We start from the raw sequence: 24,272 nt of genomic DNA on the forward strand, positions 1-24,272 counted from the left end.
ACTACCTGACCGGCGCTCTAGGAAACCGGTTCCAGGACGAAGACGGGGATCACCCGGTCGGTCTTTTTCTGGTAGTCCGCATAATCGGGCCAGACCGCTATGGCGCGTTCCCACCACAGCGCCTTCTCGTCACCGGTCACCTCGCGGGCGATCATGTCCTGGTTGACCGTGCCGTCCCGTAGCTCGACCCGGGGGTGGGCGAGGACGTTGTGGTACCAGACGGGATGCTTGGGCGCACCGCCGAGCGAGGCGATGATGGCATAGCGGCCGTCGTGCTCGACCCGCATCACCGGGCTCTTTCGGATCTTGCCCGACTTCGCGCCCAGGGTGGTGACGATGACCACGGGCACACCGCGCAGCTCGGTGCCCTTGGTCCCGCCGGAGCTCTCGTACTCCTCGACCTGCTTGCGTACCCATTCGGCCGGACTCGGTTCGTATTCACCAGTGAGAGGCATGCCGCGAGTCAACACCGGTGGGCCCGGCGCCATGCCCGAGGGGGCGGGTGTCGTCCACCGGCGATGCCGGTTCCGGGTCCGGACGGCGCACGAGGCGCCTAACGTCGTTCCGACCGGCGATCGAGCATGGGGGCTTGCCGAGGCATGAGCGACAGCACGGGCACAAGCGACAGCGCGGGCACAGGTGAAAACGCGGGCACAAGCGACAGCGCGGGCACAGGTGAAAACGCGGGCGCGAGCGGCGAGGCTGGCATGGTCTCGAAGTGGGTCGACCTGGACGGCCCCGTGCACTACGCGGAGTTCGGCGCGCCCGGAACCATCGGCGGGAGCCCGCCGGTGGTGTGCGTCCACGGCCTCGGCGGGTCGTACACCAACTGGCTCGCGCTGGCACCCCTGCTCGCCTCGACGTCCCGCGTGCTCGCGCCCGACCTCGCCGGCCACGGCCGCACCCCGCTCGGCAACCGCGGTGCCGACGTGTCGGCGAACCACCTCCTGCTGGACCGCTTCCTGGCCGAGGTCGTGGGGGAGCCGGTGATCCTCGTCGGGAACTCGATGGGCGCTCTGATCAGTATGCTGCAGGCGGTCCGTCGCCCGGAGTCGGTGTGCGGGCTGGTCCTGCTGGATCCCGCGCTGCCGCTGCGCCGCGGCGGCTGGCCGGAGCCGCTGGTCGTCGCGTCGTTCGCCGCCGTGGTCCTCCCGGGACTCGGGGCGTGGGCGCTCGCCCGGCGCCGCGCCCGGGTCGGCCCCGCCGGCATCGTGGCCCAGACCCTGCGCCTCTGCGCGACGGATCCCGCCCGGATCCCGTCCGTCGCGGTCGAGGCACTGGTCGACCTCGGCCACGAGCGGGCGGGCATGGACGGGGTCGAGCGCGCCTATGTCGCCGCCGCCCGGTCCGTGGTGCGCCGGGTCGTCCGCGGCGGCCCGCTGCGGCGGCTGATCCGCCAGGTGGACGTCCCGACGCTGCTCGTGCACGGGTCGGACGACCGGCTCATCCCGGTGGCGCTGGCCCGGGACGCCGCCGGCCTGCGTCCCGACTGGCGGCTGGCGGTCGTCGCCGGCTGCGGGCACCTGCCCCAGCTCGAGGACGCGGCCGGGACGGCCGAGCTCCTGACGGGATGGTGGGAGCAGACGGGGGACGCCAACGGCGGCGCGCGGAAAGCAGTGGTGTGAGGCCGCGGAACTGACGGGCCGAGGATCGGGTCTGGCCGGCCGAGGGGCTGTCGTGTGGGTTTTCTCGCATCGCCCCGGCTGTTCCGCCCGACGCCGCCGGGCCCGGTGACGTGATGCCGGTCGCATCTTCCCCTGTGGCGACTGGTAATCAGCGCCTCGAGCCGGGCCCGGTGACCTGTCGCGATCACTGTCTCGACCGCTTTGAAGCAACGGAGAGACAATCATCGGATCTTCCGGATGACACGGCGGGTCACATCGGCCCGCGCGGAAGCGTGGCGGGAAATTCGGCGGGATGTGCTGGTGCGCAGACATAGCGGTGCCAGGCCCTGAGTCGCACGCCCGTGTGCGGCCGGCGGCCTCCCCGTCTCTGCCGCAGAACGTGACTGTCGGGGGGGTCGAGAAGATGCGATCATTGTTCGTATGTAGTCTTTGACTACAGAAAGTCTTCTGCTTCACATGGAGAGATTCATTAAGGGCTATGGTTGGCCATAAATTGTTCTGACGAAGTTGGTTCATCGCTTCCCGCTGTGTGCCGGCCACCTTGCTCCGGTGTGCTTCGGTAGGTCACCTAGCCGGCCGGTCGGCTAGGCAGCCAGGCCCGTCCGGGGGCAGTCCAGTGGTCGGTATGTTCGCCATGTCATCCGTTCGGCCTTTGTGTTCCGGATCGGTGCTTCGTCCTGATCGATACCTGTTTCGGGTGTTGATCGGCGGCGGCATGGTTGTCGCCGGAACACGAGTGACCCGGTTCAGTCGCCTGTGGGCGGCGCGGGCGTGCCTGGGCATGCGGCCACCGATTGTCGCCATGTCGCCGAATGTCGTGGAATCTGGAAGGTGGCTTTGTGCTGGTATTTCGTACGAGGTTGCTCGCCGCGGCGCTCGTGACGGCCGCCCTGGCGGCGGCCTGCGGCTCCAGCGAGTCCTCCGGCGTGGACGCGGCGGCGTCGCCCTGCGCTCCCGGAGTCACGGACGACGAGGTCAACGTCGGTATTATCTACCCGGACACCGGTGTGCTCTCGGCACAGTTCACCGGCTACCGGTTCGGCGTCGAGGCCCGGTTCGCCGAGGCGAACGCCGCCGGTGGCGTCGGCGGCCGGCAGATCTCGACGATCTGGCGGGACGACGAGTTCGACTCCGCCGGCAACCTGCAGGCGGCCCGCGAGCTTCTCCGCGAGAATGTGTTCGCGGTTCTCGAGTACACCGCGCATTCCGAACAGTCCGCGCCGCTGTTGCACGACAAGGGAATTCCGGTGGTGGGCGTCGCGGACCAGGCCGCGTGGGCCGACAACGACAACATGTTCCCGCTCGCGTATCAGGTCGACGACACCGACGCGACCAGCACTCTCGGAGATTTCGTCCGGGCCCAGGGCGGCACCCGCGCGGCCCTCATCACGACGACGATCACCGAGTCGTCGGTCATGTACGCCCAGAACGCCCGCCGGAGCCTGGAGGCTGCCGGCATCCCGGTCGTCTTCGCGGACACGAACGCCACGGTGAGCTCACCGGAGGCCGTGCAGCGGATCGTCGGCAGCGGCGCCGACACGCTGATCTCGCTCGCCTCGCTCGACCTCTACTCCGGCGCGGTGACGGCGGCGGCCGCGGCGAACAGGCCGTTCAAGGTGGCGCTCTCGCCCATCACCTACGACGCACACCTGCTCAACACGCCGATCGCGCGCGCTCTGGCCGGCACCTACTCGACCGTGGGCTTCAGCGCGATCGAGCGGAACCTGCCCGCGCACCGCGCCTACCTGGCCGCGATGACCACCTACGCGCCGGAGATCCAGCCGCCGACGCAGCTGAGCTCCATCTACGGCTACATCACCGCGGACCTGTTCCTGCGGGGCCTGCAGGCGCAGCAGGGCTGCCCCACCCGCGAGTCGTACATCCGCGGGCTGCGCGGGGTGACCGACTACGACGCGGGCGGGCTGCTCAACCAGGCGGTCGACCTGTCCGCCGGCAAGCGCACGGTCGACCTGTGCACGGACTTCGTCCGGGTCTCCGCCGCCGGGAACGCCTTCGAGCCCGTTGGCGCGAAGCCGCTGTGCGGCCAGGTGATCAGCGGCGCGGCCCAGGGAGGCGCCGGGGCGTCCGTGCCAGCCCGGGGGCGGTGACTCCCGCGGCGACGGTGAGCCCCTGCCGGTGAGCTCGTTCCGGTCAGCCCGTTCCGGTCAGTGCGGCCCAGGCGGCGCGTAGCGCCGGGAGTAGCGGCAGCGTGAGCGCCTGGCTCGCCGACACCCAGCGCCAGCCGGCGGTCTCCCAGTTGGCGGCCGCCGGCTCGAACGTGTCCACCACGTTCAGGACCAGCGTCGTGTAGGACCACTCGCCGTGGTCGTCGACGTACTCGTGGGCCGGGGTGGCCTCACGGGAGACGCCGGCGGGCAGCGGCCCGAGCTCCTCCTCGGCCTCCCGCAGCGCCCCGGCCAGGGCGGACTCCCCGGGATGCAGCGCCCCGCCGGGCAGTGCCCAGGTACCGCCCTGGTGCGACCGGGGATGGCGCAGGACGAGCAGGTACCGCGGATCGCCGTCGGCGGCGGCACGCAGCAGTACTCCCGCGGCGCCGAGCGCGCCCCAGTGCTCGCAGCCGCGCGAGCAGAAGACAAAGCGTTCCATCGGCCAAGCTTGCCTCGTCAGCGCCCGCCTCGTCGGCGCACGCCGGGCAGGCGCAGGCGGCGGGGGCGGGCCGGGACGTCCGACGGCCCGTCGGTCAGGCCGGCGCCGCGCCGGCGGCGGCGGAACACCACGGCACCGGCGGCCGGCAGATCGACCCGCACGCTGTCGCCCCGTGGGGACAGCGACCGGCGCGAGCCGCCCGTCCGTCCGCCGAACCGTGGCGCGTCGGTGTCCAGCACCGGCTTCCACCGCCGGCCGGCCAGCGACGGATGCGACAGCCCGAACCTGGGCAGCGGATCGTTGTTCAGGCTGACCACGACCAGGATCTCCTCGCCGCGGTCCCAGCGGCGGAACGCCAGCACCCGCGCGGTGTCGTCGGCGCCGACCAGTTCGACCGTGCGCGAGCGCAGCGCCGGGCTGCCCAGCCGCAGCGTGACGAGCGCCCGATAGCAGGCGAACAGCTCGGCGCCCTCGCCCGCGCGCAGCCCGGCGAGGTCCTCCTTGGCCTCGGCGAACCCGTCGTGGGTGTAGGCCCGCCGGGCTCCCACCTCGTCGCCCATGAGGAACATCGGCGTGCCGGGCGAAAGCAGGGTCAGCGCCGCGGCGCAGCGCAGCCGCGCGAACGCGAACCAGGCCGTGTCGCCGTGCAGCGGCGCGTGGTCGACGGCGACGAGGATGTTGCGGGCCGAGTGCTCGGAGTTGCCGGCCTCGTCGTGGCTTTCGGTGTAGACGACCGTGTGGTCCGCGGCGGCGGTGAACGCCTTGGCGAACAGGCTCATGGCCAGCGGGCCGGCGGGGTCGCGCCCCGCGGTGTGCAGCAGCTTGGCGTACTCCGGTCCCTCGCCCTTGTCGCCGACGAGGTGGTGGTAGAAGTCGACGTACCAGTGGGCGTCGAAGCCGAGCCCGCCGGACTCGGCGGGGCGGGTGACCTCCGCCCAGCCAGAGTGGTCCTCGGCTATGAGGATCACGTCCGGGTCCACCAGGCGCAGCGTCTGGCACAGCTCCCGCAGGAACTTGCGGCCGGCGATGTTCGCCGCCGCAACGGGCCGCCCGTCGGCATGCAGGCTGTTGTAGGCGTGGATGGACGTCGTCTGGTCCACCCGCAGCCCGTCGATGTGGAACTCGTCGAGCAGCGCCACCGCGCTCGCGACGAACAGCGCACGTACGTTCTCGTCGGAGTAGCGCGGCGCCCAGCCCGAGGAGACGTTGTCGAGGTATCCGCCGTCCGGGTGCGGGTGGTCGTCCTCGGCGCCCTCGTACCAGTAGTAGATGTTGCGGCTCGGCGCGGTGCTGTCGTACTGCCAGGCGGAACGCTGCGCGTTCGGCGTGTAGTGGTTGTAGACGACGTCCATCAGGACGGCCACGCCCCGCTGGTGGCAGGCCCGCACGAACCGGCGCAGCGCCACCCGCCCGCCCGCGCTCTGCTTCACCGCCAGGAAGTGCGAGCTGCCGTAACCCCAGGACCTCGTCCCGGCGAACTCGAACATGGGCAGCAGCTCGACGGCGTTCACCCCGAGGTCGATGAGGTGGTCGACGAACGCGAGCGCGTCGGCGAACGTGCCGGCCCCGGTGTGCCCGAAGCCCAGCGCGCCCACGTGCAGCTCGTAGATGACCAGGTCCTCGACCCGCCGGGGGACGGGTCGGGCCGGGTCGAACTCGTCGGCCCAGAACCGCTCGTCGTCCCGGGTGTCGACGACGACCGAGCAGCTCACCGAGCCGTCAAGGTCCTCGGCCGGGCCGTCGTGGTGGGCGCCGCAGGGGTCGACGTCCCCGGTGCCGCACTGCTGCGCCGAGTACATGTCCGAGCGCCAGGCGACGGACCCGTCGTCGCGGGTGACGCGGTAGAGGTAGCGCCGTCCGACCCAGTCGGCGAAGCCGGGTGCGGCCGCCTCCCACCAGCCGCCGCCGACCTGGCGCATCGGCAGCCTGGTGATCAGCTCGTCCTCACCGTGGCCGTCGTCGGCGATGTAGCCGCCGGGCCCGGCGAAGGCCACCTCGACGGCGAGCGCGTGCGGCGCCCAGACCCGGAACCGGATCCGTTCCCGGGCGTCCGAGCTGACGGCGGCGCCTGAGCCGCTGTGGCCGCTGGGGCCGCCTGAGCCGCCGCCCGTGCTGACCGTGCTGACCGGGCTGCCCAGGTCTCTCGAGCCGACGGGCAGGACGCGCCGGGCGCCGTTGTGCCGGTGGGCGGCCAGGCGGAACTCCGCGCGCACCACCGGCCCGCACCCCGGGCCGACCTCGAACCGCCGGACCTGCTCCGTCGCCCCGGGATCCGGGACCTCGGCGGGGATCCCCCACACCTGCGAGCCGTCGGGACGGGTCAGCCAGACGCCCCAGTCGAAGGTCCGGGAGACGCTCGCGTCCACCGTGACGGTGGCCCGGTAGGCGGCGCAGCCGTCCTCGGCGGTGAACTCCTCCATCGGCGTGGACGACCAGCTCCCCGCCTGCAGCCCGTGCTCGTCCCAGCTCCCGACCAGCCGGGCCCCGTTCGCGATCCGCCGGCCGACGCCGGTGTGGTAGACGACGTCCACGCGGACGGCGCCGGTGGCGGGTGACGGGCCCACATGCCGGTCGGCGCCATGCTCTGTCGTCACGTCGTCCCATCGGTAGACCTCGGCCGGCGCTCGCGGCCTGCCATGTCTGCCCAAGAATGTCACGTTTCGTGCCGTCAACGGCGTGGCGGGTTCACCCGTCCGGATGACGCGGCGCCATCTGGTGACCGGGCCGGGGGACGCTGGCCGGAGCGCCCGCCGGAGCGCCCGCCGGGGTCCGCCCGCGCAGGTAGGCGGCGATCGCGACGCTGGTCACCGCCGCCCACGCGCACCACAGCGAGGTCACCGCCTCGGTCGAGACCCAGGCGAGGACGGCGACCGCGAGCAGGTTCGCCGCGCCGAACCAGCGCAGGAACGGCCGCCCGGAGAGCAGCAGCACCCCGCAGGTGCTCACCAGGTAGAGCGCGATCGGCACCGAGCCCATCCACAGGTGCACCGTGTAGGTGATGTGGCGTTCGTCGGCGTGGGCCCGGACCGGGCCGGTGACCAGCGCGAACGCCAGCCAGCCGGCGCACACCGCGCCCGCCGCGAGCGCCGCCGCCCCGGCGCGGCGGCGGGCGGGCACCCGCTCCAGCGCCAGCACCGCCACCGGGACGTACAAGGGAAGGATCACGAACGCGAACGCGAGGTACACCGCGGTCGCCGCCGTCAGCGCCGCCGCGTTCGTCTCGGTGCCACCGAGCTCACCGCGCACGCCCCACCAGACGAACGCCTCCGTCAGCGTGTGCGCCGCGAACAGCACGGGGAGTGCCGCCATCGGCCAGGCGGCGCGCTTGGGGACGTGGCGCAGGGCGTCCACCCCCACCGCTCCGATGATCGCCGCCGCCGCCACGTCCGCCTCGGGTGAGAAGCACATCGGGCCTCCGCTCATCCGGTCCGGCCGGCAGGCCGGTGTTTGTCCGCTCTTGAACGGCTATTACCAGGTCCGGCCCGCCGCTGTCCCGGGAACGGCTTCGCGCGCACGCGTCGGCGCTGTTCCCCGTGGATCTCCACGGGGAACAGCGCCGACGGCTGGTGCGGATCAGATCGACGTCACGTCACGTGACGCCTGGTTGGCGCGGTCGCTACTCGCCCAGGGCCGCGGCCGAGTCGAGCGGGGCGCCGGAACCGGACGTCCCGCCCGCCACGTAGACGCGGCCGTCGCCACCGGTGGCCGCGCCGTGGCCGGAGCGCGCGGTGAGGGCGCTGCTCGCACCCGCGGACCAGCGGTCGCCGTCCGGGGTGAACACCTGGGTGGAGCCGACGGTGTCGCCGTCGCTGTCCCGCCCGCCGACGACGTAGACCCGGCCGTCCGGCCCGGTCGCGCCCGCGGCCTCGGAGACACCCGTCGGCAGGTCGGCCACCTTCGCCCAGGAGCCGTCCGCCGAACCCGAGCCCGGCGTGTAGGCGTAGGCGTCGGACGACGCGGAGCTGCCGTCGCTGCCGCCCGCGGCGAGAATCCGCCCGTCCGGCAGGCCGACCAGCACCGGTGCACCGGCACCGGACGGCGGCGCACCGCCCGTCGTCCAGTCACCGGAGTCGGGGTCGTAGACCGCCAGGGTCGTCGCGTCGAGGACGTAGATCTTCCCGTCGGTGCCGCGGGTGGCGCTCGGCGTGCCCATCGGGCGGGGCAGCGACGGGCCCTCCGTCCAGTCACCGCTCGACGGCGTGTACACCTCGACGGTGTCGGTCGGGGTGCCGCCGCCGGTCTGGCCGCCGATCGCGTAGATCCGGCCGTCGGTGTCGGTCGCGGCGGCCAGGTGGTCGCGCGCGGTCGGCAGGGCCGGGGCGTTCGACCAGGCGTCCCGCTTCGGGTCGTAGACCTGGACGGTGTCAACCGGGGCGCCGGCCACAGTCGCACCGCCGGTCGTCCCGCCGCCCGTCGCGCCGGTCGGCGTGGCGGTCGGCGTGCCGCCGCCGGCCGGCGAGGTCGGCGTGGCGGTCGGCGTGCGGGACGTCGTGGGTGTCGTTGGCGTGCTCGGGGTCGTCGGCGTCGTCGTGGGCGACACACCCCCGTTGTTGAAGGCGGCCGGGGTCAGCCGCACCCCCGGGCTCGGCGTCGAACCGCCCTCGTCGCCGGGTGACCCGGTCGCGGTCGGCGTGGCGGTCGGCGTGGCGGTCGGCGTCGCGGTCGGTGTCGGGGTGGCTGTCCGGCTGGGGGTCGCCGAGCCGCTGGGCGTCGACGTCGCCGGTGAGCGGGTGGTGGGCGTCGCGGTCGGCGTCGCGGGCACGCCCCCGCCGACCCCACCACCGCCCGCGGTGGTCGCCTCACCGCCGAGGAGGTAGATCCGGCCGTCGCATCCCGTGGTGGCCGCGACATGGGCGAGCGGCGCCGGAAGGTCGGCGGCGGTCTCCCAGGTGCGCAGCGGGCCGGCGATGTGGGGCAGCGGCGGGCAGGCGCCGGCCGCGCCCGCGGACGGCTGTGGGGACGTGCTGGCCGGGCTTGTGGGACTGGGCGTACCGGTCGTGGGCGTACCGGTCGGCAGGGCCTCGGCGCCCGGCGCGAGCAGCGCCGGTGTCGCCAGAGCCGCCGCCAGCGCGGTGCTCAGGACCAACGCGCGTGAGGCGCATCTGCGGGACGTTCGTGACCAACTCATGGGTTCCCCCTCCGCGGCCCCGGCTGGGACCGGACCACTGGGTGGACGGGCGTGGGCGACCACCACCGCGAGTGCTGGCGCGCGGCGGCGGTCGGTGCTCGAGGGTCTCGGTCGAGGTCTGGGTCGAGGCCATGCCGGTGGTAGCGATGGGCACGCACTGTCTTCCCGCTGCTTCACAGAGTAGTCATCGCTGTGGGTGACATCGCTGGGTCACCCGGTCGAGGTGTCCATGGCAGCGGTGCCGTCGGTCGCCCGGCTGCCGGCCCTCACCTGCTTCGCCGCACCTCGCCGGGCCGGGCCGTCGCCGGGCCGTCGCCGGGTCCAGACGCTCCGCGGCCGTCACCGGGTGTCGGTGACCTGACCAGGGCAGGGCCGGCGCACACCCGTAGTCTTGCTCCGCGGGACGCCGTCCGGCCGTCGCCGGACCGGCATGGCGGTGGCCCGCCCACGTACCGGCGCCGGGTGGCGCCGGTGCCCGCGTCGCGATCCGCGGGCCGGCCTCGGGACGGGTCGGCACGCGGCGGAGCAGCAGGGGATCGGGGCGAAGCCATGGTGAGCGACCGCAGTCTGAAGACCTTGAACGCCACGCACAGGCGCCTGATGAGACTGACCCGCGGCCGGCTCGGATGGCGGGCCGGCGGCATGCCCGTCCTGGAGCTCACCACGACCGGGCGGCGCAGCGGCCGGGCACACACCGTCATGCTCACCTCCCCGCTGCGGGATGGCGACGCCATCGTCCTGGTGGCGTCGCGGGCCGGCGACGACCGACATCCCGACTGGTACCTGAACATCTGCGCCACCGCGGACGTCGAGGTCCGGGTCAGGGGCGGGTCGTGGCGGCCGATGCGCGCGCGGGTGGCGACACCGCCGGAACGGGAGCGGCTGTGGCCCCGCGTGGTGGCGGACAGCCGCTGGTACGAGAGCTATCAGGCCAAGTCGAAGCGGGTGATCCCGCTCGTCCTGCTCGAGCCGCGCTGATGCGGCCCGGCGCCCGGGACGCGGGCTGGAGCCTGGCCGACGTGCCGGACCAGCGGGGACGGACCGCCGTCGTCACCGGTGCGAACAGCGGCATCGGCTTCGAGGCGGCGAAGGTGCTCGCCGAGCGCGGCGCGACCGTCATCCTGGCCTGCCGCGAGCCGGCCCGGGCCGAGCAGGCCGCGGCACGCATCCGAACCGCCGCGCCGCGGGCGGACGTCCACGTCGAGCCGCTCGACCTGATCTCGATGACCTCCGTGCGCGCGGCCGCCGAACGGATCCGGGCCGCCCACCCGCGGCTTGACCTGCTCGTCAACAACGCCGGGGTGATGCTGCCCCCACCCGGCCCGAGCGGCGACGGGCTCGGCGGCGACGGCATCGAGCCGACGTTCGGGGTCAACCACCTGGGGCACTTCGCGCTGACGGGCCTGCTGCTCGACCGCATCCTGGCGACTCCGCACTCGCGGATCGTCACGGTCAGCAGCCTCGCCCACCTGGTCGGCCGCCTCGACCTCGAGCAGCTGCGCCGCCTCCCGCCGCGCGCTGACCGACCGGGGGACATCCGACCGGTGGTCGTGCCCGACCAGCGCGCCGGGTCGCCGTCCGAGCCGCTCTCAGCGTCGCCGTCCGGGCCGCGTGCACCCGCGCGCGGGGAGCGTGACAGCGCCGCCCTGGACAGCGCCGTCAGGGACGGCGGGCGCCCGGCCCACCAGCGGCTGCGGCGCTCGCCGGGCATGCCTGGCATGGGTCGGCGGCTGCCCCGGCAGCGCCTGCCGTATCCGACATCCAAGCTGGCGAACCTGATGTTCACCTTCGAGTTACAGCGCCGGCTCGCGGCCACCGGCGCGTCGACGATCGCGGTGGCCGCGCACCCGGGAATCGCCCGGACCGGGCTCACCCGCAACCTCATGCCCCCGGCGCGGGTGTTCATGGGCCTGCGCCTGGCGCCGCTGATGTCGTGGCTGGTCCAGGACCCGGAGATCGGCGCGCTCGCCACCGTCCGAGCCGCCCTCGACCCTGCGGCGCGCGCCGGTGACTACTACGGGCCGGCGGGCCTCTTCCACAGCACGGGCCTGCCCGTCGCCGTGCGCTCCAGTGCCCGCTCGCGCGACACCCACCTGCAGCACCGGCTGTGGGTGGAGTCCGAGCGGCTCACCGGGGTCAGCTACGACTTCCACCGCAGTCTCGAACGGCCGTCGCCGTCGCGGGCCTGACGGGCCTCAAAGGCCGAGGCCGAGGCTGAGGTCGCCGAGGATCAGTATCGACCCGACGAACACCACGAGAGCGCCGACCGCGGCCCCGATCGCGCCGACGAGGTCGAACGTCCCGATCCGGTGGTGCCACCGGCGGTACGGCGGTTGATCAACCAAGGGTTCTTCGTGAAGTTGTTCGTCGGTGGTGACGGCGGCGTGGAGCGGGCGACACGGGCCGAGCTGTTCGCGGCGTTGCTGGCGGAGGTCGGCGGTGGAGGTGATTGCCGCGTTGCGGAGCGAGGCGTCCGGCAATGTGGTGGCCGAGGAAGTACTGGATACCTCGGGCGAGCGGTCTGTCGGCCCTGGGGCTCGGGCCGGCGTGCGGCCTTCGGAGGTGTTCGAACGTATGTGCGATGACGGCGTGGAAAGTCCGTGGTCACCAGGGATTCCCGAGGATGGGAATGGTGTACGCAATGATCTTGTGGTACCCCGGGTGGGATTCGAACCCACACTGTCGGTGGTTTGAGCACCGTCTCTCTGCCGTTGGAGTACCGGGGCCTGCCTGGTCCGCGCGGGGAGAACCGATGCGGAACCTCTCGTGGACGACTCTAGCCGGGTAGGGTGCGATTCGACCTCCCGGCCCGGTCAGATTACGGGCCGGCCGGTCGCAGCCCGCGTCAGCCACCCGAACGTGACGACCGCACAATCCAGGAGTTCAACTCGATGAGCCAGCCTTCCTCGACGCCGCGTCGGGTGTTGATCGCTGAGGACGAAGCGTTGATCCGGCTGGACCTCAGGGAGATGCTCCAGGAAGAGGGCTACGAGGTCGTCGGTGAGGCGGGGGACGGCGAGACCGCTGTGGCCCTCGCGGGGAAGCTGCGCCCCGACCTCGTGATCCTGGACGTCAAGATGCCGAAGATGGACGGCATCGACGCGGGCGCGCGGATCGCCAAGGAGCGCATCGCCCCGGTGGTCATCCTCACCGCGTTCAGTCAGCGCGAGCTCGTGGAGCGGGCGCGCGAGGCGGGGGCCATGGCGTACGTGGTCAAGCCGTTCCAGAAGAAGGACCTGCTCCCGACCATCGAGATGGCGATGAGCCGGTTCACCGAGATCGTCAGCCTCGAGGCCGAGGTCGAGGATCTGCAGGGGCGCCTGGAGGCTCGCAAGATCATTGAGCGGGCGAAGGGCGTACTGCAGACCGAGCACGGGATGACCGAGCCGGACGCGTTCCGCTGGATCCAGCGGACGTCGATGAACCAGCGCCGGACGATGCGCGCCGTCGCGGAGGCTGTGCTCTCCGGTGAGGCGCTGCCCAGCTCGTGAGCCCGCGCGACCCGGACCCGGACCCGGGCCCGGACCCGGCCACCAGGCCGGAGCGGGCCACCGGTTCGGACGCGGCTACCGGGCCGGAGCCGGCAACGGGTCCCGCCCAGGTCACCGATCCGGATTCGGGCCCGGAGCCCGCGGCGGGCCGGAATCCAGCAGGCGGTTCAGCGCCCGCGGCGGGCTCGGAGCCGGCGCGGCCGGCTGCCGGGGTGACACTCGCCGGGTGGGTGCGTCCGGTGTCGCGGGCGGTGCCGTCCGCCGCGCGCCGGCTGGACCACTGGGCCCGCAGGTCGGCGCGTGACACCCGGGGGCGGGTCGTTCTCGCCGCGGTGCTGGTGCTGGTGCTCGCTGTCCCCACCGGGCTCGGCCTGGGGCTCGCCGCGGTGCTGGACGGTGCTGGTTCTGGAGCGTCGGCGACGAAGGTCGCCACGATCGGCGTGATGGCGCCCCTGTCGGGGGGCTCGGCCGACGCGGGCGTGAGTGTGCGCGACGCGGTCACCCTCGCGGTCGAGGAGGCCAACCGGCAGGGGGCCGTCCCGGGCTGGAAGCTCGAGGTGGCCGCCCACGACGACCTCGCCCGCCCCGACGGCGGCGCGGCCGGGGCGGATCTGTTCGCCGACGACAGCCGGGTGATCGGGGTCGTCGGCCCGCTCAGCTCCAGCGTGGCGATGGTGTCCCTGGACAGGCTGAGCAGCGTGGGCATCCCGGTGATCTCGCCGTCCAACGCGGAGCCGACGCTGACGGCGCCGGAGAGCGCGTCGAACACCCGCCCGTATCCCACGTACTTCCGGCTCAGCGGCACCGACGAACTGCTCGCCCAGGTGACGGCCGACTATGCCGTGAACACGCTGGGGCGCTCGCGGATCAGTGTCGTCGACGGCGGCCCGGACTACGGCACGATCACGCTCGCGGAGCGGTTCGCCCGGCACGCGCGGGCCGCGGGGGCGACCGTGCCGACGGTGCACCGGGTCGACGGCGCGTCGACCGCCGGCGAGCAGGTCCGCGAGACGGCGAAGGCCATCCAGGACGAGGCACCCGATCTGGTGTACCTGGCGACGGGTGCCGGCTTCGCCGGCGAGCTGCGTGGAGCGCTCGCGGACGAGGGGGTGGCCGTCCAGGTGATGGGCGCGGACGGCCTGCTCGACCGCGACTACGTGGAGCGCTCGGACTCCGCGGCGGACGGTGACGTCGTCGCGGACCTGTCGGTGCCGCTGTCACGCCTCCCGGCGGCCGGGGCGTTCGTGGCGGCCTACTCGGAGCGGTTCGGCGGGCCAACGGTGGGCGCGGACGGGCTCCTGCCCGACGGGACGTCCATTGAGCCGGAGCCGGAACCAGAGCCGGCGCCGACGGCTTCCGGCGCTCCGGGTCACGCCACGGCCACGTCCGCGTCCGTGGACCCGAGCCACACGTCCGGTTCCGCGTCCGCGGCCGACGAGGCGGGCGCGAGCAGATCCGGCGCGAGCGAGGCCGGTACGGCGAGCCCCTCGGAGCGTGAGCTGGAGGTGCGCCGCGCCCGGGACGCCGCCCTGGCGGATCTGCGGGAGGCGGCGATCCCGCCGGTGGCGGCCTACGCCTACGACGCCGCGCGGGCGCTGATCCGGGCGGCGGCGGCGGTCCTGCCCGGCCGGACGGAGGTGGACATGGCGACCCGCCAGGCGCTGGTCCGCGCGGTCGGTGCCGGGGACTTCGCCGGAGTCACCGGCCAGGTCGCCTTCGACACGAAGGGCGACGTCATCGATCCGCGCGTGGTGCTGTACTCGGTGCTCGGTGGAAACTTCGTCCCGTTGCAGGTCGACTCGCCCTGATTGCTTCCCGCGACGTCTGGGTGCCAAAGCACGTCTAGTACCACGTGAAGTCACGACACTCTTACTTTCAGCTTTCATCGCTCGGGTGGAGCCGCTAGGTTTCCGCTGCGCGGAGCGCGCCCGCGCGCCGGTGGAAAGCAGCGGAAGGACGTGGCATGACGGGCAGCCCACGCACCCCTCGACCCAGGACCAGACGGGCCGGGGTCCTGCGGCCGGTCGCCGGGGTGGTCGCGGGCCTGGCGATGGTCGGCGCGGCGTTGACCGCCTGCGGCGGTGGTGACTCGAACGAGGCCGGTACCAAGGAGTTCCTCATCGGCTTCCAGGGGCCGCTGTCCGGGGAGAACCAGCAGCTCGGCATCAACGCCTACAACGGCGTGCTGACCGCCGTCGACCTGGCCAACCGCACCGGCGGCCTGCCGTTCACCCTGCGGATCGTCGCCTCCGACGACCAGGGCGTGCCCGAGCAGGGGCCGACCGCCGCCCAGAAGCTCATCGACAACCCGGACGTCGTCGCGGTCGTCGGCCCGGTGTTCTCCGCGCCGACGAAGGCCAGCGAGCCGCTGTACAGCCAGACAGGCCTGCTGTCGGTCAGCCCGTCGGCGACCGCCCCGGCGCTCACCGACCTCGGGTTCACCAGCTTCTACCGGGTGATCGCGCCGGACACCGTGCAGGGCGCCGGCGCCGCCGAGTACCTCGCCAAGGTCGTGAAGGCCAAGCGCGTCTACTCGCTGGACGACCGCAGCGAGTACGGCACCGGCCTCTCCGGCGCCGTCGAGCGCGGCCTGAAGCAGGCGGGCGTCGCCTACACCCACGACGGGATCAACCCGACGAAGGACTACACCTCCCAGGCGACGAAGATCATGGCGGACGGCGCCGACGCCGTCTACTACTCCGGGTACTACTCCGACTTCGCGCTCCTCACGAAGGCGCTGCGCAGCAAGGGGTACGACGGGGCGATCCTCAGCGGCGACGGCTCGAACGACGACCAGTACATCCGCCAGGCCGGCGCGGCGAACGCCGAGGGCACGCTCATCACCTGCCCCTGCTCGGACGCCAACACCGACCCGGCCGCCACCGGCTTCGTCAGCGAGTACAAGAAGGTCAACAGCGGCCTGAAGCCGGGCACGTACTCCGGCGAGGCCTACGACGCCACCAACGCCATCATCTCGGTGCTGCGCAAGCTCGGGACCGGCGCCAGCCGCGAGTCGGTGCTCGCCGACTTCGGCTCGGTCGACTTCCCCGGGGTGACCAAGCGGATCCGCTTCGAGCGCAACGGTGACGTCCAGGGCTCGACCGTCTACGTGTACCAGGTTAAGGACGGCCAGCGCGTGGTGCTCGGGCCGGTCAGCTCGCTCGTCAAGCCGTGACCGGCCGGCGAGCACCTTCCCGGCGGGTGGGGCATGGGCTCGGCTGAGCAGATCAGCCAGCTCACGATCGACGGTCTCATGGTGGGCGCGCTCTACGCGGTGATCGCCCTGGGGTACACGCTCGTCTACGGGGTTCTGCAGCTGATCAACTTCGCGCACAGCGAGGTGTTCATGCTCGGCGCGTTCGGCGGGCTCTTCGCCAGCCGGGCGCTGGTCCCGGCGGGCGCCACCCCGTCCGGTCTCACGTCGGCCGGGCTGGTGCTGTTCGGGCTGGTGGCAGGCGCGCTGGCCGGCGCCGCGGCCGCGTACGCGCTGGAACGCTGCGCCTACCGGCCGCTGCGCCGTCGCGGCGCGCCCCGGCTCGCCTACCTGATCAGCGCGATCGGGGCCTCGCTGTTCGCCTTCAACCTGGCCGGCAAGGAGTTCGGCCGGCAGAGCATCCCGGTGCCCGACCTGTTCACCAACGGGACCGTGGTGACGGTGCTCGGCGCGGAGATCTCCACGCAGTCGCTGGTCATCGCCTGCACGGCGCTGGCGATGCTGCTCGCCGTGGACCACCTCGTGGCCGGAACCCGGCTGGGGCAGTCCGTGCGCGCGGTGGCCCAGGACGCCGAGTGCGCCGGCCTGATGGGCGTGGACGTCCAGAAGGTCATCGTCGTGACGTTCGTGCTCGGCGGGCTGCTGGCTGGCGCGGGCGGGTTCCTCTACGCGATGACCTTCAACGCCTCGTACGCGATGGGGTTCGTCCCGGGGATCAAGGCCTTCACCGCGGCGGTGCTCGGCGGGATCGGCAACGTGCGCGGCGCGGTCCTCGGCGGGCTGCTGCTCGGCCTGGTCGAGAGCTTCGGCGGCTACCTGTTCGACGCCTCCTACAAGAACGTCATCGCCTTCACGGTGCTGGTGCTGGTGCTGCTGGTGCGCCCGTCCGGTCTGCTCGGGACCAGGCTGGGGCGGCCGGCGTGAAGCTCCGCCGGCCCGCGCCGCGGCGGTCGCCCGCGGTCCGGTCGCATTCCGTCCGGGCACGGAAGGCCCAGTCGCGGCGGGCCCAGCTGCGAGAACTGCGGTCGCGGATGGCCCGGCCGGGGGCGGCCCGGCCGGGGGGTGTGCCCTGGCCGGTCGTGGCCAGGTCGCCGGCGGCCCGGCGGCTGGGTGCCTGCCTGTTCCTGGCCGTGATCGCCGCGGTGGTGACGGGCCCGTCCGGGGACGCCGACCGCCCACTGGCGGGGATCGAAGGCTCGTTCACGCCCGCGCGGGCGGCCGGGTTCGCTGCCGGGGGACTCGCGCTGTGGGCGCTGTCGATCGGTGCCGACCGGCTGACGACCCGGCTCCGGTCCGCCGGCCACGGCGCCGCGCTGGGCGGCGGTCGCCTGGCCGCGCTGGGCGGCGGGGCGTGGGTGGCGCCGGCCGGTGCCGCGTGGGCGTCGTTCCGCCGGGGCCGTTGGGCGGCATTCCGCCGGGGCCGGTGGTCGGCGCCGGCGGGCAACCTGGCGCTGCTCGCCGTCGCCGTGGCGGTCCCGCCGCTGCTGTCCACGGCGGCCCAGCAGGCGCTGGTGAGCGAGATCGGGATCTACGCCCTGCTCGCCCTCGGCCTGAACGTCGTCGTCGGCTACGCCGGACTGCTCGATCTCGGCTACATCGCCTTCTTCGCGATCGGCGCCTACACCACGGCCTACGTGACGTCCGCGGACGCGATGCCCTGGCACGCGCCCTGGCAGGTCAACCCGTTCTTCGCGCTACCCGTCGCACTGGTCGTGGCGGCCGTCGCGGGTGTCGTCCTGGGCGGCCCCACGCTGCGCCTGCGCGGGGACTACCTGGCCATCGTCACCCTCGGGTTCGGCGAGATCGTCCAGTTGCTCGCGAACAACGCCGACGGCGTCACCGGCGGCCCGCGCGGCGTGTTCGGCCTGCCGCCGCTGTCGGTCGACCTGCCGGGTGTGCACTACTCCTGGGGCCTGAGGCCGTTGCCCTACTACTACCTCCTCGTCGTCCTGATCGTGCTCGTCATGGTGGTCTTCGGCCGGTGGGAGCGCTCCCGGACCGGCCGGGCCTGGACGGCGATCCGCCAGGACGAGGTGGCCGCCGAGGCCACGGGCGTGGCGACGATGCGGATGAAGCTGCTGGCCTTCGCCGTCGGCGCGTCCGTGTCGGGCTTCGCCGGCGTGGTCCTGGCGACCAAGCAGTTCTTCAACCCGCAGACGTTCGGCCTGCAGTCCTCCCTCCTCGTGCTGACCATCGTGATCTTCGGTGGTATGGGCTCGCGGCTCGGCGTGGTGCTCGGGGCGCTGGTCCTGCAGGGGACGGCCTTCCTCCTGCGTGACACGGTCCCGCCCGCGGACCGCTACATCTACTTCGGCGCAGTGGTGATCCTGATGATGATCTTCCGTCCGCAGGGCCTGCTGCCGCCGCGGGGCCCGCGGGCACCCGCCAGCCCCGGCCCGGCCGCCGCCCCGGAGCGCCCGGCGGTTCCCACCGAGCGCGCCGGAGCCCCGGGACCAGCCGGGCCCGCAGCGTCGACCGAGGCGGCGCGGTGACCGGCCGGCCCATCCCCGGCCCGCGGCCGTCGACGACCCTCGGGCCGGTCCTGGACGTCCGCGACGTCACCCTGCGCTTCGGCGGGCTGACCAGCCTGGACGGCGTCTCGCTGCGCCAGGACCGGGGAAGCGTGCTGGCCGTCATCGGCCCGAACGGGGCCGGGAAGACGTCCCTGTTCAACTGCCTGACCGGTGCCTACCGGCCGCAGCGGGGCAGCGCGCGCTTCTGGCCCGCGGATGACGGCGTCGAGCTGGTCGGGCGGTCCCCGCACCGGGTCGCGCGGCTCGGCGTGGCCCGGACGTTCCAGAACATCCGCCTGTTTCCCGAGATGTCGGCGGTGGAGAACGTGCAGGTCGGCGTCGAGGTGCGGGCCCGGACGGGGGCGCTGCGCGGGCTGCTGCCGACCAGGGCCGTGCGGCGGGAGGAACGGGAGACCCTCGACCGCTGCCATGAGCTGCTCGACTTCGTCGGGCTGGGCCACCGTGCCGAGCGGCCGGCGGCCGCCCTGGCCTACGGGGAGCAGCGACGGCTGGAGATCGCCCGCGCGCTCGGCACGTCCCCCTCGCTGCTTCTGCTCGACGAGCCGGCCGCCGGTGCCACCGCCGCGGAGCGCACGGACCTCGTCACGCTCATCCACGCCATCGCGGGGCGGGGGATCTCGGTGCTCCTCATCGAGCACGACATCCGGTTGGTGGCCGCCGTCGCCCGCGCGATCGTCGTGCTCAACTTCGGCCGGGTGATCGCCGCGGGACGTCCCGACGAGGTTCGGGCCGACCCCGCCGTCGTCGAGGCCTACCTCGGCGAACCGGACGAGAGGCGGGACGGGCCGTGACACCGGAGGGGAACCCCCTCGACGGATCGCCACTCGAGAACATCGCGCCGCTGGAGAACATCTCGCCGGTCGACAGCACGCCGCCGACCGGGAGCATGCCGCCGACCGGGAGTGCCTCACAGGTCGGGAGTGCACCGCAGGCCGGGAGCGTCTCGGCGTTCAGGAGCACGATTCCGGCCGGGACGTTGGTCGACCTGACCGTTCCCGAGCGACCGCTGTTGGACGTGCGCGACGCCGAGGTGGCCTACGGAGCCGTAACCGCGCTGCGGGGGATCTCGCTGCGGGTGGACCCGGGCGAGGTGGTGGCCCTGCTCGGCGCGAACGGAGCCGGGAAGACCACCACCCTGCGGATGATCTCCGGACTCCTCCCGCCCGCTCGCGGCTCGGTCTGGTTCGACGGCGCCCGCCTGGCTGGCACCGGCAGCGGCACCGGGCTCGGCGGCACTGGCACCGGCGGCGGTACCAGTGGGAACTGCGGCGCCGGTGCCTGGTCCGACGGCACGCGGGACTCGCCGGGGCTGCCGGTGCACCGGGTAGCCGCGCTCGGCATCAGCCATGTGCCCGAGGGACGGCGGATCTTCCCGGCGATGACGGTGGCCGAGAACCTCGCGATGGGCGCCTACACCGACCGCCGCCGGGCCTGGAGCCGTGCCGGCCGCGACGCCCGCCGAGAAGCCCGCCGGGACGTCCGCCGTGGCCTCGACCGCGTGCACGCGCTGTTCCCACGCCTCGCCGAGCGGGACCGCCAGCCCGCGGGCACGCTCTCCGGCGGGGAGCAGCAGATGCTGGCGATCGGGCGGGCGCTGATGGCCCGGCCCCGGCTGGTCCTGCTGGACGAGCCCTCTCTCGGGCTGGCCCCGAAACTGGTCGCGACGATCTTCGAAGTGATCGAGGAGATCAACGCGGACGGGGTGACCGTCCTGCTGGTGGAGCAGAACGCGGCGGCGGCGCTGCGGATCGCGCACCGGGGCTACGTCCTGGACACCGGCCAGGTGGCACTCGCGGGCAGTGCTGACGAGCTGGCCCGCGACCCCCGGGTGCGCGACGCCTACCTGGGCAGCCCGAGCGATTCCGACGCCGTGGCACCCTAGATCCCGACGCCGTGGCACCGAAGTGGCACCGGTGCCGGGGATGTAGCTCGCGGGGCCTGTGGCCGGCGCTTTGGCGAATGCCCGGGGTGGACTTTGGTGCCGTCCGAACCTTCCCCGTGCCCGGCGTTTTCTACTCGTCCGCCCCGGGCGTCCACCTGCAGTCGACGGTAGCAGGGCGGCTGCGCGCGCCGTTCACCGCGTACCGGTCACGGCTTGCGGTCCGCGTCGCCCGATCCCGGCGCCGGGATCTTCCCGCCGGCCGGTGGGCGGTCGCGCAGCATGCAGGTCAGCCGGCAGGTGCACACCGCCCGGCCGGCCTCGTCAGTGACCCGGATGTCGTAGGTGGCCAGCGTCGACCCCCCGTGCACCTGAGTCGCGACCGCCGTCACGACGCCGTCGGTGACCGCGCGGTGGTGGGTGGCGTTGATCTCGATCCCGACGGCGACCCGGTCGGCCCCGGCCGAGAGCATCGAGGCGACCGAGCCGACGGTCTCCGCGAGCGCCACCGAGGCACCGCCGTGCAGCAGGCCGTAGGGCTGGCGGTTGCCGGCGACCGGCATCGTGGCGACCACGCGCTGCGCGCTCGCCTCCGTCAGCACGATCCCCAGGCGTTCGCCGAGCTCGCCGCGGTGCTCGTTGAGCTCATTGAGCATGTTGATCTGATCGTCCGTACTCGTCGCCGTTCTGGACACGTCGAGCACATTAGTTCAATTCCTCATTGGTCATCGGGCGCGGTCGGCGCGTCCGGCACAGGCACGGGGCTGGGGCTGGCCAGGGCGGTGCAGGGCCTGCGCACGCCGCCGGCTCGACCGCGCGGCCGCCGCGGGCCACGGCCGATCATGGAGTTCCGCGGAACCTCGGAACTCCCACAGACCGCGACCACCACGAACAGCTCGGCGTAGGGCTCGCGGCGCGTCCCGGTTGTATCTCCTCCTGGCCCTCCGCCGGACATGCGCGGACCTGTCGTACCCACGGCCTAGACTCGCCGCGTGCCTGCGACTACCTCGTCCCCGTCCAGCAGCTCGTCGGCGGCCAGCCGTGCGTCGGCGTCCGCGGACCGTCCCCGGCTGCTGCTGCTCGACGGGCACTCGCTGGCCTACCGCGCCTTCTTCGCGCTCCCGGTGGAGAACTTCTCGACCAGCACCGGCCAGCCGACGAACGCCGTCTACGGCTTCACCTCGATGCTGATCAACGTCCTGCGCGACGAGAAGCCCACGCATGTCGCCGTCGCGTGGGATCTGCCGACCCCGACGTTCCGGCACACGCAGTACGCCGAGTACAAGGCCGGTCGCTCGGAGACGCCGGCGGACTTCGTCGGCCAGGTCGCGCTGATCCACCAGGTCTGCGACGCGCTGGCGGTGCCCGGGGTGAGCGCCGCCGGGTACGAGGCCGACGACGTGATCGCCACCCTCGCCACCCAGGCGTCCGCGGAGGGGATGGACGTCCTGGTCGTGACCGGCGACCGCGACGCGCTGCAGCTGGTGAACGAGCGGGTGACGGTGCTGATGACCCGCAAGGGCATCAGCGACATGACGCGTTTCACCCCCGACGAGGTGCAGGCCAAGTACGGCCTGTCCCCGGTGCAGTACCCCGACTTCGCCGCGCTGCGCGGCGACCCGTCCGACAACCTGCCCTCGGTGCCCGGGGTGGGGGAGAAGACGGCCACCAAGTGGATCCAGCAGTTCGGCTCGCTGGCCGAGCTGGTCGACCGGGCCGACGAGATCGGTGGCAAGACCGGCGCGTCGCTGCGGGAGCACCTGTCCAACGTCATCCGTAACCGTTCGCTGACCGAGCTGGCCCGTGAGGTGCCGCTGGAACTGACGCCGGCAGACCTGCGCCTGCACCCCTGGGATCGCGAGGCCGTCCACCAGCTCTTCGACACGCTGCAGTTCCGGGTGCTGCGGGAGCGGCTGTACGCGGCGCTGTCGGTGGCGCCGCCGGCCGCCGACGAGGGCTTCGAGATCGAGCTGAGCATGCTCGGGCCGGACGAACTCGCCTCGTGGCTCGCCGAGCACGCCTCCGGCGCCGGCCGCACGGGCCTGCACCTGCGCGGCACCTGGGGCCGGGGTACCGGGGTGATCGTCTCGGTGGCCCTCGCCGCCGCCGACGGCGCCGCCGCCTGGATCGACCCGACCCAGCTCACCGCTGGCGACTCCGCGGCGCTCGGCAACTGGCTGGCCGACCCGGACAGGGCGAAGGCCGGCCACGACCTCAAGGGCCCGATGCTGGCGCTGGCCGAGGCCGGTTTCACCCTGGCCGGTGTCACCAGCGACACCGCGCTCGCGGCCTACCTGGCGCTGCCCGGCCAGCGCTCCTTCGACCTCGCCGACCTGGCCCTGCGCTACCTGCACCGCGAACTGAAGTCGGACGCCCCGAGCAACGGCCAGCTCACCCTCGACGGTTCCGGCGAGGCCGACGAGGCGGAGGCCGACGCGATCCGCGCCCGGGCCGCGCTCGAGCTGGCCGACGCCCTCGACGGCGACCTGGAGCGCAGGTCCGCGGCCCGCCTGCTGCGGGAGATGGAACTCCCGCTGGTGACCGTCCTGGCGACGATGGAGCGCGCGGGCATCGCGGCCGACGAGGATCACCTCCTCGAGCTGCAGAAGCACTACGGCGGTGAGGTGTCCGACGTCGCCGCACAGGCGCACGGCATCGTCGGGCGCACCTTCAACCTCGGCTCGCCCAAGCAGCTCCAGCAGATCCTGTTCGACGAGCTCGCGCTCCCGAAGACCAAGCGCATCAAGACCGGCTACACGACCGACGCCGACGCGCTGGCGTGGCTGGCCACCCAGTCCGACCACCCGCTGATCCCCGTGCTGCTGCACCACCGCGACGTCGCCCGGCTCAAGACCGTCGTCGACTCACTCATCCCGATGATCGACGACGCCGGCCGGATCCACACCACGTTCAACCAGATGATCGCGGCGACCGGCCGGCTGTCGTCCACCGACCCGAACCTGCAGAACATCCCGATCCGCACCCCGCAGGGCCGGCAGATCCGGCAGGCGTTCGTGGTCGGCCAGGGGTACGAGACACTGCTGACGGCCGACTACTCGCAGATCGAGATGCGGCTGATGGCGCACCTGTCCGGTGATGCCGGCCTCATCGAGGCGTTCGCATCGGGCGAGGACCTCCATTCCTTCGTGGCCGCGCAGGCGTTCGGGCTGCCGGTCTCCGAGGTCGATCCCGAGCTGCGCCGGCGTATCAAGGCGATGTCCTACGGGCTGGCCTACGGCCTGTCCGCCTTCGGGCTCGCCGGCCAACTCGGAATCGCCCCCGATGAGGCACGCGAGCAGATGGACGCCTATTTCGCCCGTTTCGGTGGCGTCCGGGACTTTCTGCGCGGGGTCGTCGACCAGGCCCGCCGTGATGGTTACACCGAGACCATCATGGGCCGCCGCCGTTACCTGCCCGATCTGACCAGCGACAACACCCAGCGCCGGCAGATGGCCGAGCGGATGGCGCTGAACGCCCCCATCCAGGGATCGGCGGCCGACATCATCAAGATCGCGATGTTGGGCGTGGGTCGGGCGCTGCGCTCGCGTGACCTGAGCTCCAGGCTGCTGCTTCAGGTGCACGACGAACTCGTCCTGGAGATCGCCCCCGGCGAGCGGGCTGAGGTCGAGGCGCTGGTCCGAGCCGAGATGGGTAGCGCGTACGAGATGTCCGTGCCGCTCGAGGTGAGCGTCGGCGCCGGCCGGACCTGGGACGAAGCCGGTCACTGACACCAGCGACCGGAGCCTGGCTTCCCTGGTTTCCGCCTCTTTTCCGCCTTTCCGGCGATGGAGTCG

At 73.0% G+C, this 24,272-nt stretch carries 19 protein-coding genes and 1 tRNA gene; 12 read left to right on the top strand and 8 right to left on the bottom strand.

Annotated features, from left to right (window positions below; genetic code table 11):
* Positions 1 to 17: 17 nt before the first annotated feature.
* A complete protein-coding gene (locus E0504_RS22955; RefSeq protein WP_071065547.1) occupies positions 18 to 455 on the bottom strand; it encodes a nitroreductase family deazaflavin-dependent oxidoreductase in 438 nt (145 codons plus the stop codon).
* Between the two features lie 252 nt (positions 456 to 707).
* Between E0504_RS22955 and E0504_RS22960 the strand changes: the two genes are divergently transcribed.
* Both E0504_RS22960 and E0504_RS22965 read left to right on the top strand, forming a co-directional pair.
* A complete protein-coding gene (locus E0504_RS22960; protein WP_235013770.1) occupies positions 708 to 1,625 on the top strand; it encodes an alpha/beta fold hydrolase in 918 nt (305 codons plus the stop codon).
* Between the two features lie 839 nt (positions 1,626 to 2,464).
* Positions 2,465 to 3,733, top strand: coding sequence for an ABC transporter substrate-binding protein (locus tag E0504_RS22965; protein WP_131625884.1), 1,269 nt, complete (start codon positions 2,465 to 2,467; stop codon positions 3,731 to 3,733).
* Positions 3,734 to 3,776: 43 nt separating this feature from the next.
* On the opposite strand, the gene E0504_RS22970 is transcribed toward E0504_RS22965, so the two are convergent.
* The 4 genes from E0504_RS22970 to E0504_RS22985 form a co-directional block, all read right to left on the bottom strand.
* Positions 3,777 to 4,232, bottom strand: a complete 456-nt coding sequence (locus E0504_RS22970) for an NUDIX domain-containing protein (protein WP_071065544.1) — start codon at positions 4,230 to 4,232, stop codon at positions 3,777 to 3,779.
* 17 nt (positions 4,233 to 4,249) lie between these two features.
* Positions 4,250 to 6,826 carry an alpha-amylase family glycosyl hydrolase gene (locus E0504_RS22975; protein WP_112105371.1) on the bottom strand — a complete coding sequence of 859 codons (2,577 nt, stop codon included), beginning with the start codon at positions 6,824 to 6,826 and terminating at the stop codon, positions 4,250 to 4,252.
* Positions 6,827 to 6,917: 91 nt separating this feature from the next.
* Entirely contained in the window at positions 6,918 to 7,640 is a 723-nt protein-coding gene (locus tag E0504_RS22980; RefSeq protein ID WP_112105372.1) for a DUF6629 family protein, read from the bottom strand.
* 208 nt (positions 7,641 to 7,848) lie between these two features.
* Complete coding sequence (locus E0504_RS22985) at positions 7,849 to 9,360, bottom strand: kelch repeat-containing protein (RefSeq protein WP_131625885.1); 1,512 nt, start codon at positions 9,358 to 9,360, stop codon at positions 7,849 to 7,851.
* A 600-nt stretch (positions 9,361 to 9,960) separates the two neighbouring features.
* Here E0504_RS22985 and E0504_RS22990 point away from each other — a divergent pair.
* Both E0504_RS22990 and E0504_RS22995 read left to right on the top strand, forming a co-directional pair.
* Positions 9,961 to 10,338 carry a nitroreductase/quinone reductase family protein gene (locus tag E0504_RS22990; protein ID WP_083391226.1) on the top strand — a complete coding sequence of 126 codons (378 nt, stop codon included), beginning with the start codon at positions 9,961 to 9,963 and terminating at the stop codon, positions 10,336 to 10,338.
* Entirely contained in the window at positions 10,338 to 11,549 is a 1,212-nt protein-coding gene (locus E0504_RS22995) for an SDR family NAD(P)-dependent oxidoreductase (RefSeq protein ID WP_112107371.1), read from the top strand. Before E0504_RS22990 ends, E0504_RS22995 begins: the two co-directional genes overlap by 1 nt.
* A gap of 6 nt (positions 11,550 to 11,555) precedes the next feature.
* Here E0504_RS22995 and E0504_RS50490 read toward each other — a convergent pair whose 3' ends face one another.
* On the bottom strand, positions 11,556 to 11,705 hold the full coding sequence (locus E0504_RS50490; protein WP_157904326.1) for a hypothetical protein: 150 nt from the start codon (positions 11,703 to 11,705) through the stop codon (positions 11,556 to 11,558).
* Positions 11,706 to 12,010: 305 nt separating this feature from the next.
* Positions 12,011 to 12,086, bottom strand: a tRNA-Leu gene (locus tag E0504_RS23000).
* A gap of 165 nt (positions 12,087 to 12,251) precedes the next feature.
* On the opposite strand from E0504_RS23000, the gene E0504_RS23005 reads away from it, so the two are divergent.
* From E0504_RS23005 to E0504_RS23035, 7 genes are all read left to right on the top strand, one after another.
* Positions 12,252 to 12,851 carry an ANTAR domain-containing response regulator gene (locus E0504_RS23005; RefSeq protein ID WP_020459639.1) on the top strand — a complete coding sequence of 200 codons (600 nt, stop codon included), beginning with the start codon at positions 12,252 to 12,254 and terminating at the stop codon, positions 12,849 to 12,851.
* Positions 12,848 to 14,659: a branched-chain amino acid ABC transporter substrate-binding protein gene (locus E0504_RS23010; RefSeq protein WP_243657594.1), complete on the top strand. Its 1,812-nt coding sequence runs from the start codon at positions 12,848 to 12,850 to the stop codon at positions 14,657 to 14,659. Before E0504_RS23005 ends, E0504_RS23010 begins: the two co-directional genes overlap by 4 nt.
* Before the next feature lie 155 nt (positions 14,660 to 14,814).
* Positions 14,815 to 16,026, top strand: coding sequence for a branched-chain amino acid ABC transporter substrate-binding protein (locus tag E0504_RS23015; protein WP_020459641.1), 1,212 nt, complete (start codon positions 14,815 to 14,817; stop codon positions 16,024 to 16,026).
* 33 nt (positions 16,027 to 16,059) lie between these two features.
* Positions 16,060 to 16,989: a branched-chain amino acid ABC transporter permease gene (locus E0504_RS23020; protein ID WP_112107375.1), complete on the top strand. Its 930-nt coding sequence runs from the start codon at positions 16,060 to 16,062 to the stop codon at positions 16,987 to 16,989.
* A gap of 107 nt (positions 16,990 to 17,096) precedes the next feature.
* On the top strand, positions 17,097 to 18,557 hold the full coding sequence (locus tag E0504_RS23025; protein WP_112107458.1) for a branched-chain amino acid ABC transporter permease: 1,461 nt from the start codon (positions 17,097 to 17,099) through the stop codon (positions 18,555 to 18,557).
* Positions 18,554 to 19,390: an ABC transporter ATP-binding protein gene (locus E0504_RS23030; protein ID WP_112107377.1), complete on the top strand. Its 837-nt coding sequence runs from the start codon at positions 18,554 to 18,556 to the stop codon at positions 19,388 to 19,390. Before E0504_RS23025 ends, E0504_RS23030 begins: the two co-directional genes overlap by 4 nt.
* Positions 19,387 to 20,481: an ABC transporter ATP-binding protein gene (locus tag E0504_RS23035; protein ID WP_131625886.1), complete on the top strand. Its 1,095-nt coding sequence runs from the start codon at positions 19,387 to 19,389 to the stop codon at positions 20,479 to 20,481. The genes E0504_RS23030 and E0504_RS23035 overlap by 4 nt, the downstream gene beginning before the upstream one ends.
* Before the next feature lie 206 nt (positions 20,482 to 20,687).
* Here the strand turns inward: E0504_RS23035 and E0504_RS23040 are convergent, their stop codons facing one another.
* Positions 20,688 to 21,182, bottom strand: coding sequence for a PaaI family thioesterase (locus E0504_RS23040; RefSeq protein WP_112107381.1), 495 nt, complete (start codon positions 21,180 to 21,182; stop codon positions 20,688 to 20,690).
* A 288-nt stretch (positions 21,183 to 21,470) separates the two neighbouring features.
* On the opposite strand from E0504_RS23040, the gene polA reads away from it, so the two are divergent.
* Positions 21,471 to 24,206, top strand: coding sequence for a DNA polymerase I (gene polA / locus E0504_RS23045; RefSeq protein WP_112107384.1), 2,736 nt, complete (start codon positions 21,471 to 21,473; stop codon positions 24,204 to 24,206).
* Positions 24,207 to 24,272 lie beyond the last annotated feature (66 nt).

The organism is Parafrankia sp. BMG5.11, assembly GCF_004337455.1.

Coding starts and splice junctions, on each gene's coding strand:
- E0504_RS22955 (WP_071065547.1), bottom strand. CDS start 455: ATGCCTCTCACTGGTGAATACGAACCGAGTCCGGCCGAATGGGTACGC.
- E0504_RS22960 (WP_235013770.1), top strand. CDS start 708: ATGGTCTCGAAGTGGGTCGACCTGGACGGCCCCGTGCACTACGCGGAG.
- E0504_RS23020 (WP_112107375.1), top strand. CDS start 16,060: ATGGGCTCGGCTGAGCAGATCAGCCAGCTCACGATCGACGGTCTCATG.
- E0504_RS22990 (WP_083391226.1), top strand. CDS start 9,961: ATGAGACTGACCCGCGGCCGGCTCGGATGGCGGGCCGGCGGCATGCCC.
- E0504_RS22980 (WP_112105372.1), bottom strand. CDS start 7,640: ATGTGCTTCTCACCCGAGGCGGACGTGGCGGCGGCGGCGATCATCGGA.
- E0504_RS23015 (WP_020459641.1), top strand. CDS start 14,815: ATGACGGGCAGCCCACGCACCCCTCGACCCAGGACCAGACGGGCCGGG.
- E0504_RS23025 (WP_112107458.1), top strand. CDS start 17,097: ATGGCCCGGCCGGGGGCGGCCCGGCCGGGGGGTGTGCCCTGGCCGGTC.
- E0504_RS22995 (WP_112107371.1), top strand. CDS start 10,338: ATGCGGCCCGGCGCCCGGGACGCGGGCTGGAGCCTGGCCGACGTGCCG.
- E0504_RS22985 (WP_131625885.1), bottom strand. CDS start 9,360: ATGAGTTGGTCACGAACGTCCCGCAGATGCGCCTCACGCGCGTTGGTC.
- E0504_RS23005 (WP_020459639.1), top strand. CDS start 12,252: ATGAGCCAGCCTTCCTCGACGCCGCGTCGGGTGTTGATCGCTGAGGAC.
- E0504_RS22970 (WP_071065544.1), bottom strand. CDS start 4,232: ATGGAACGCTTTGTCTTCTGCTCGCGCGGCTGCGAGCACTGGGGCGCG.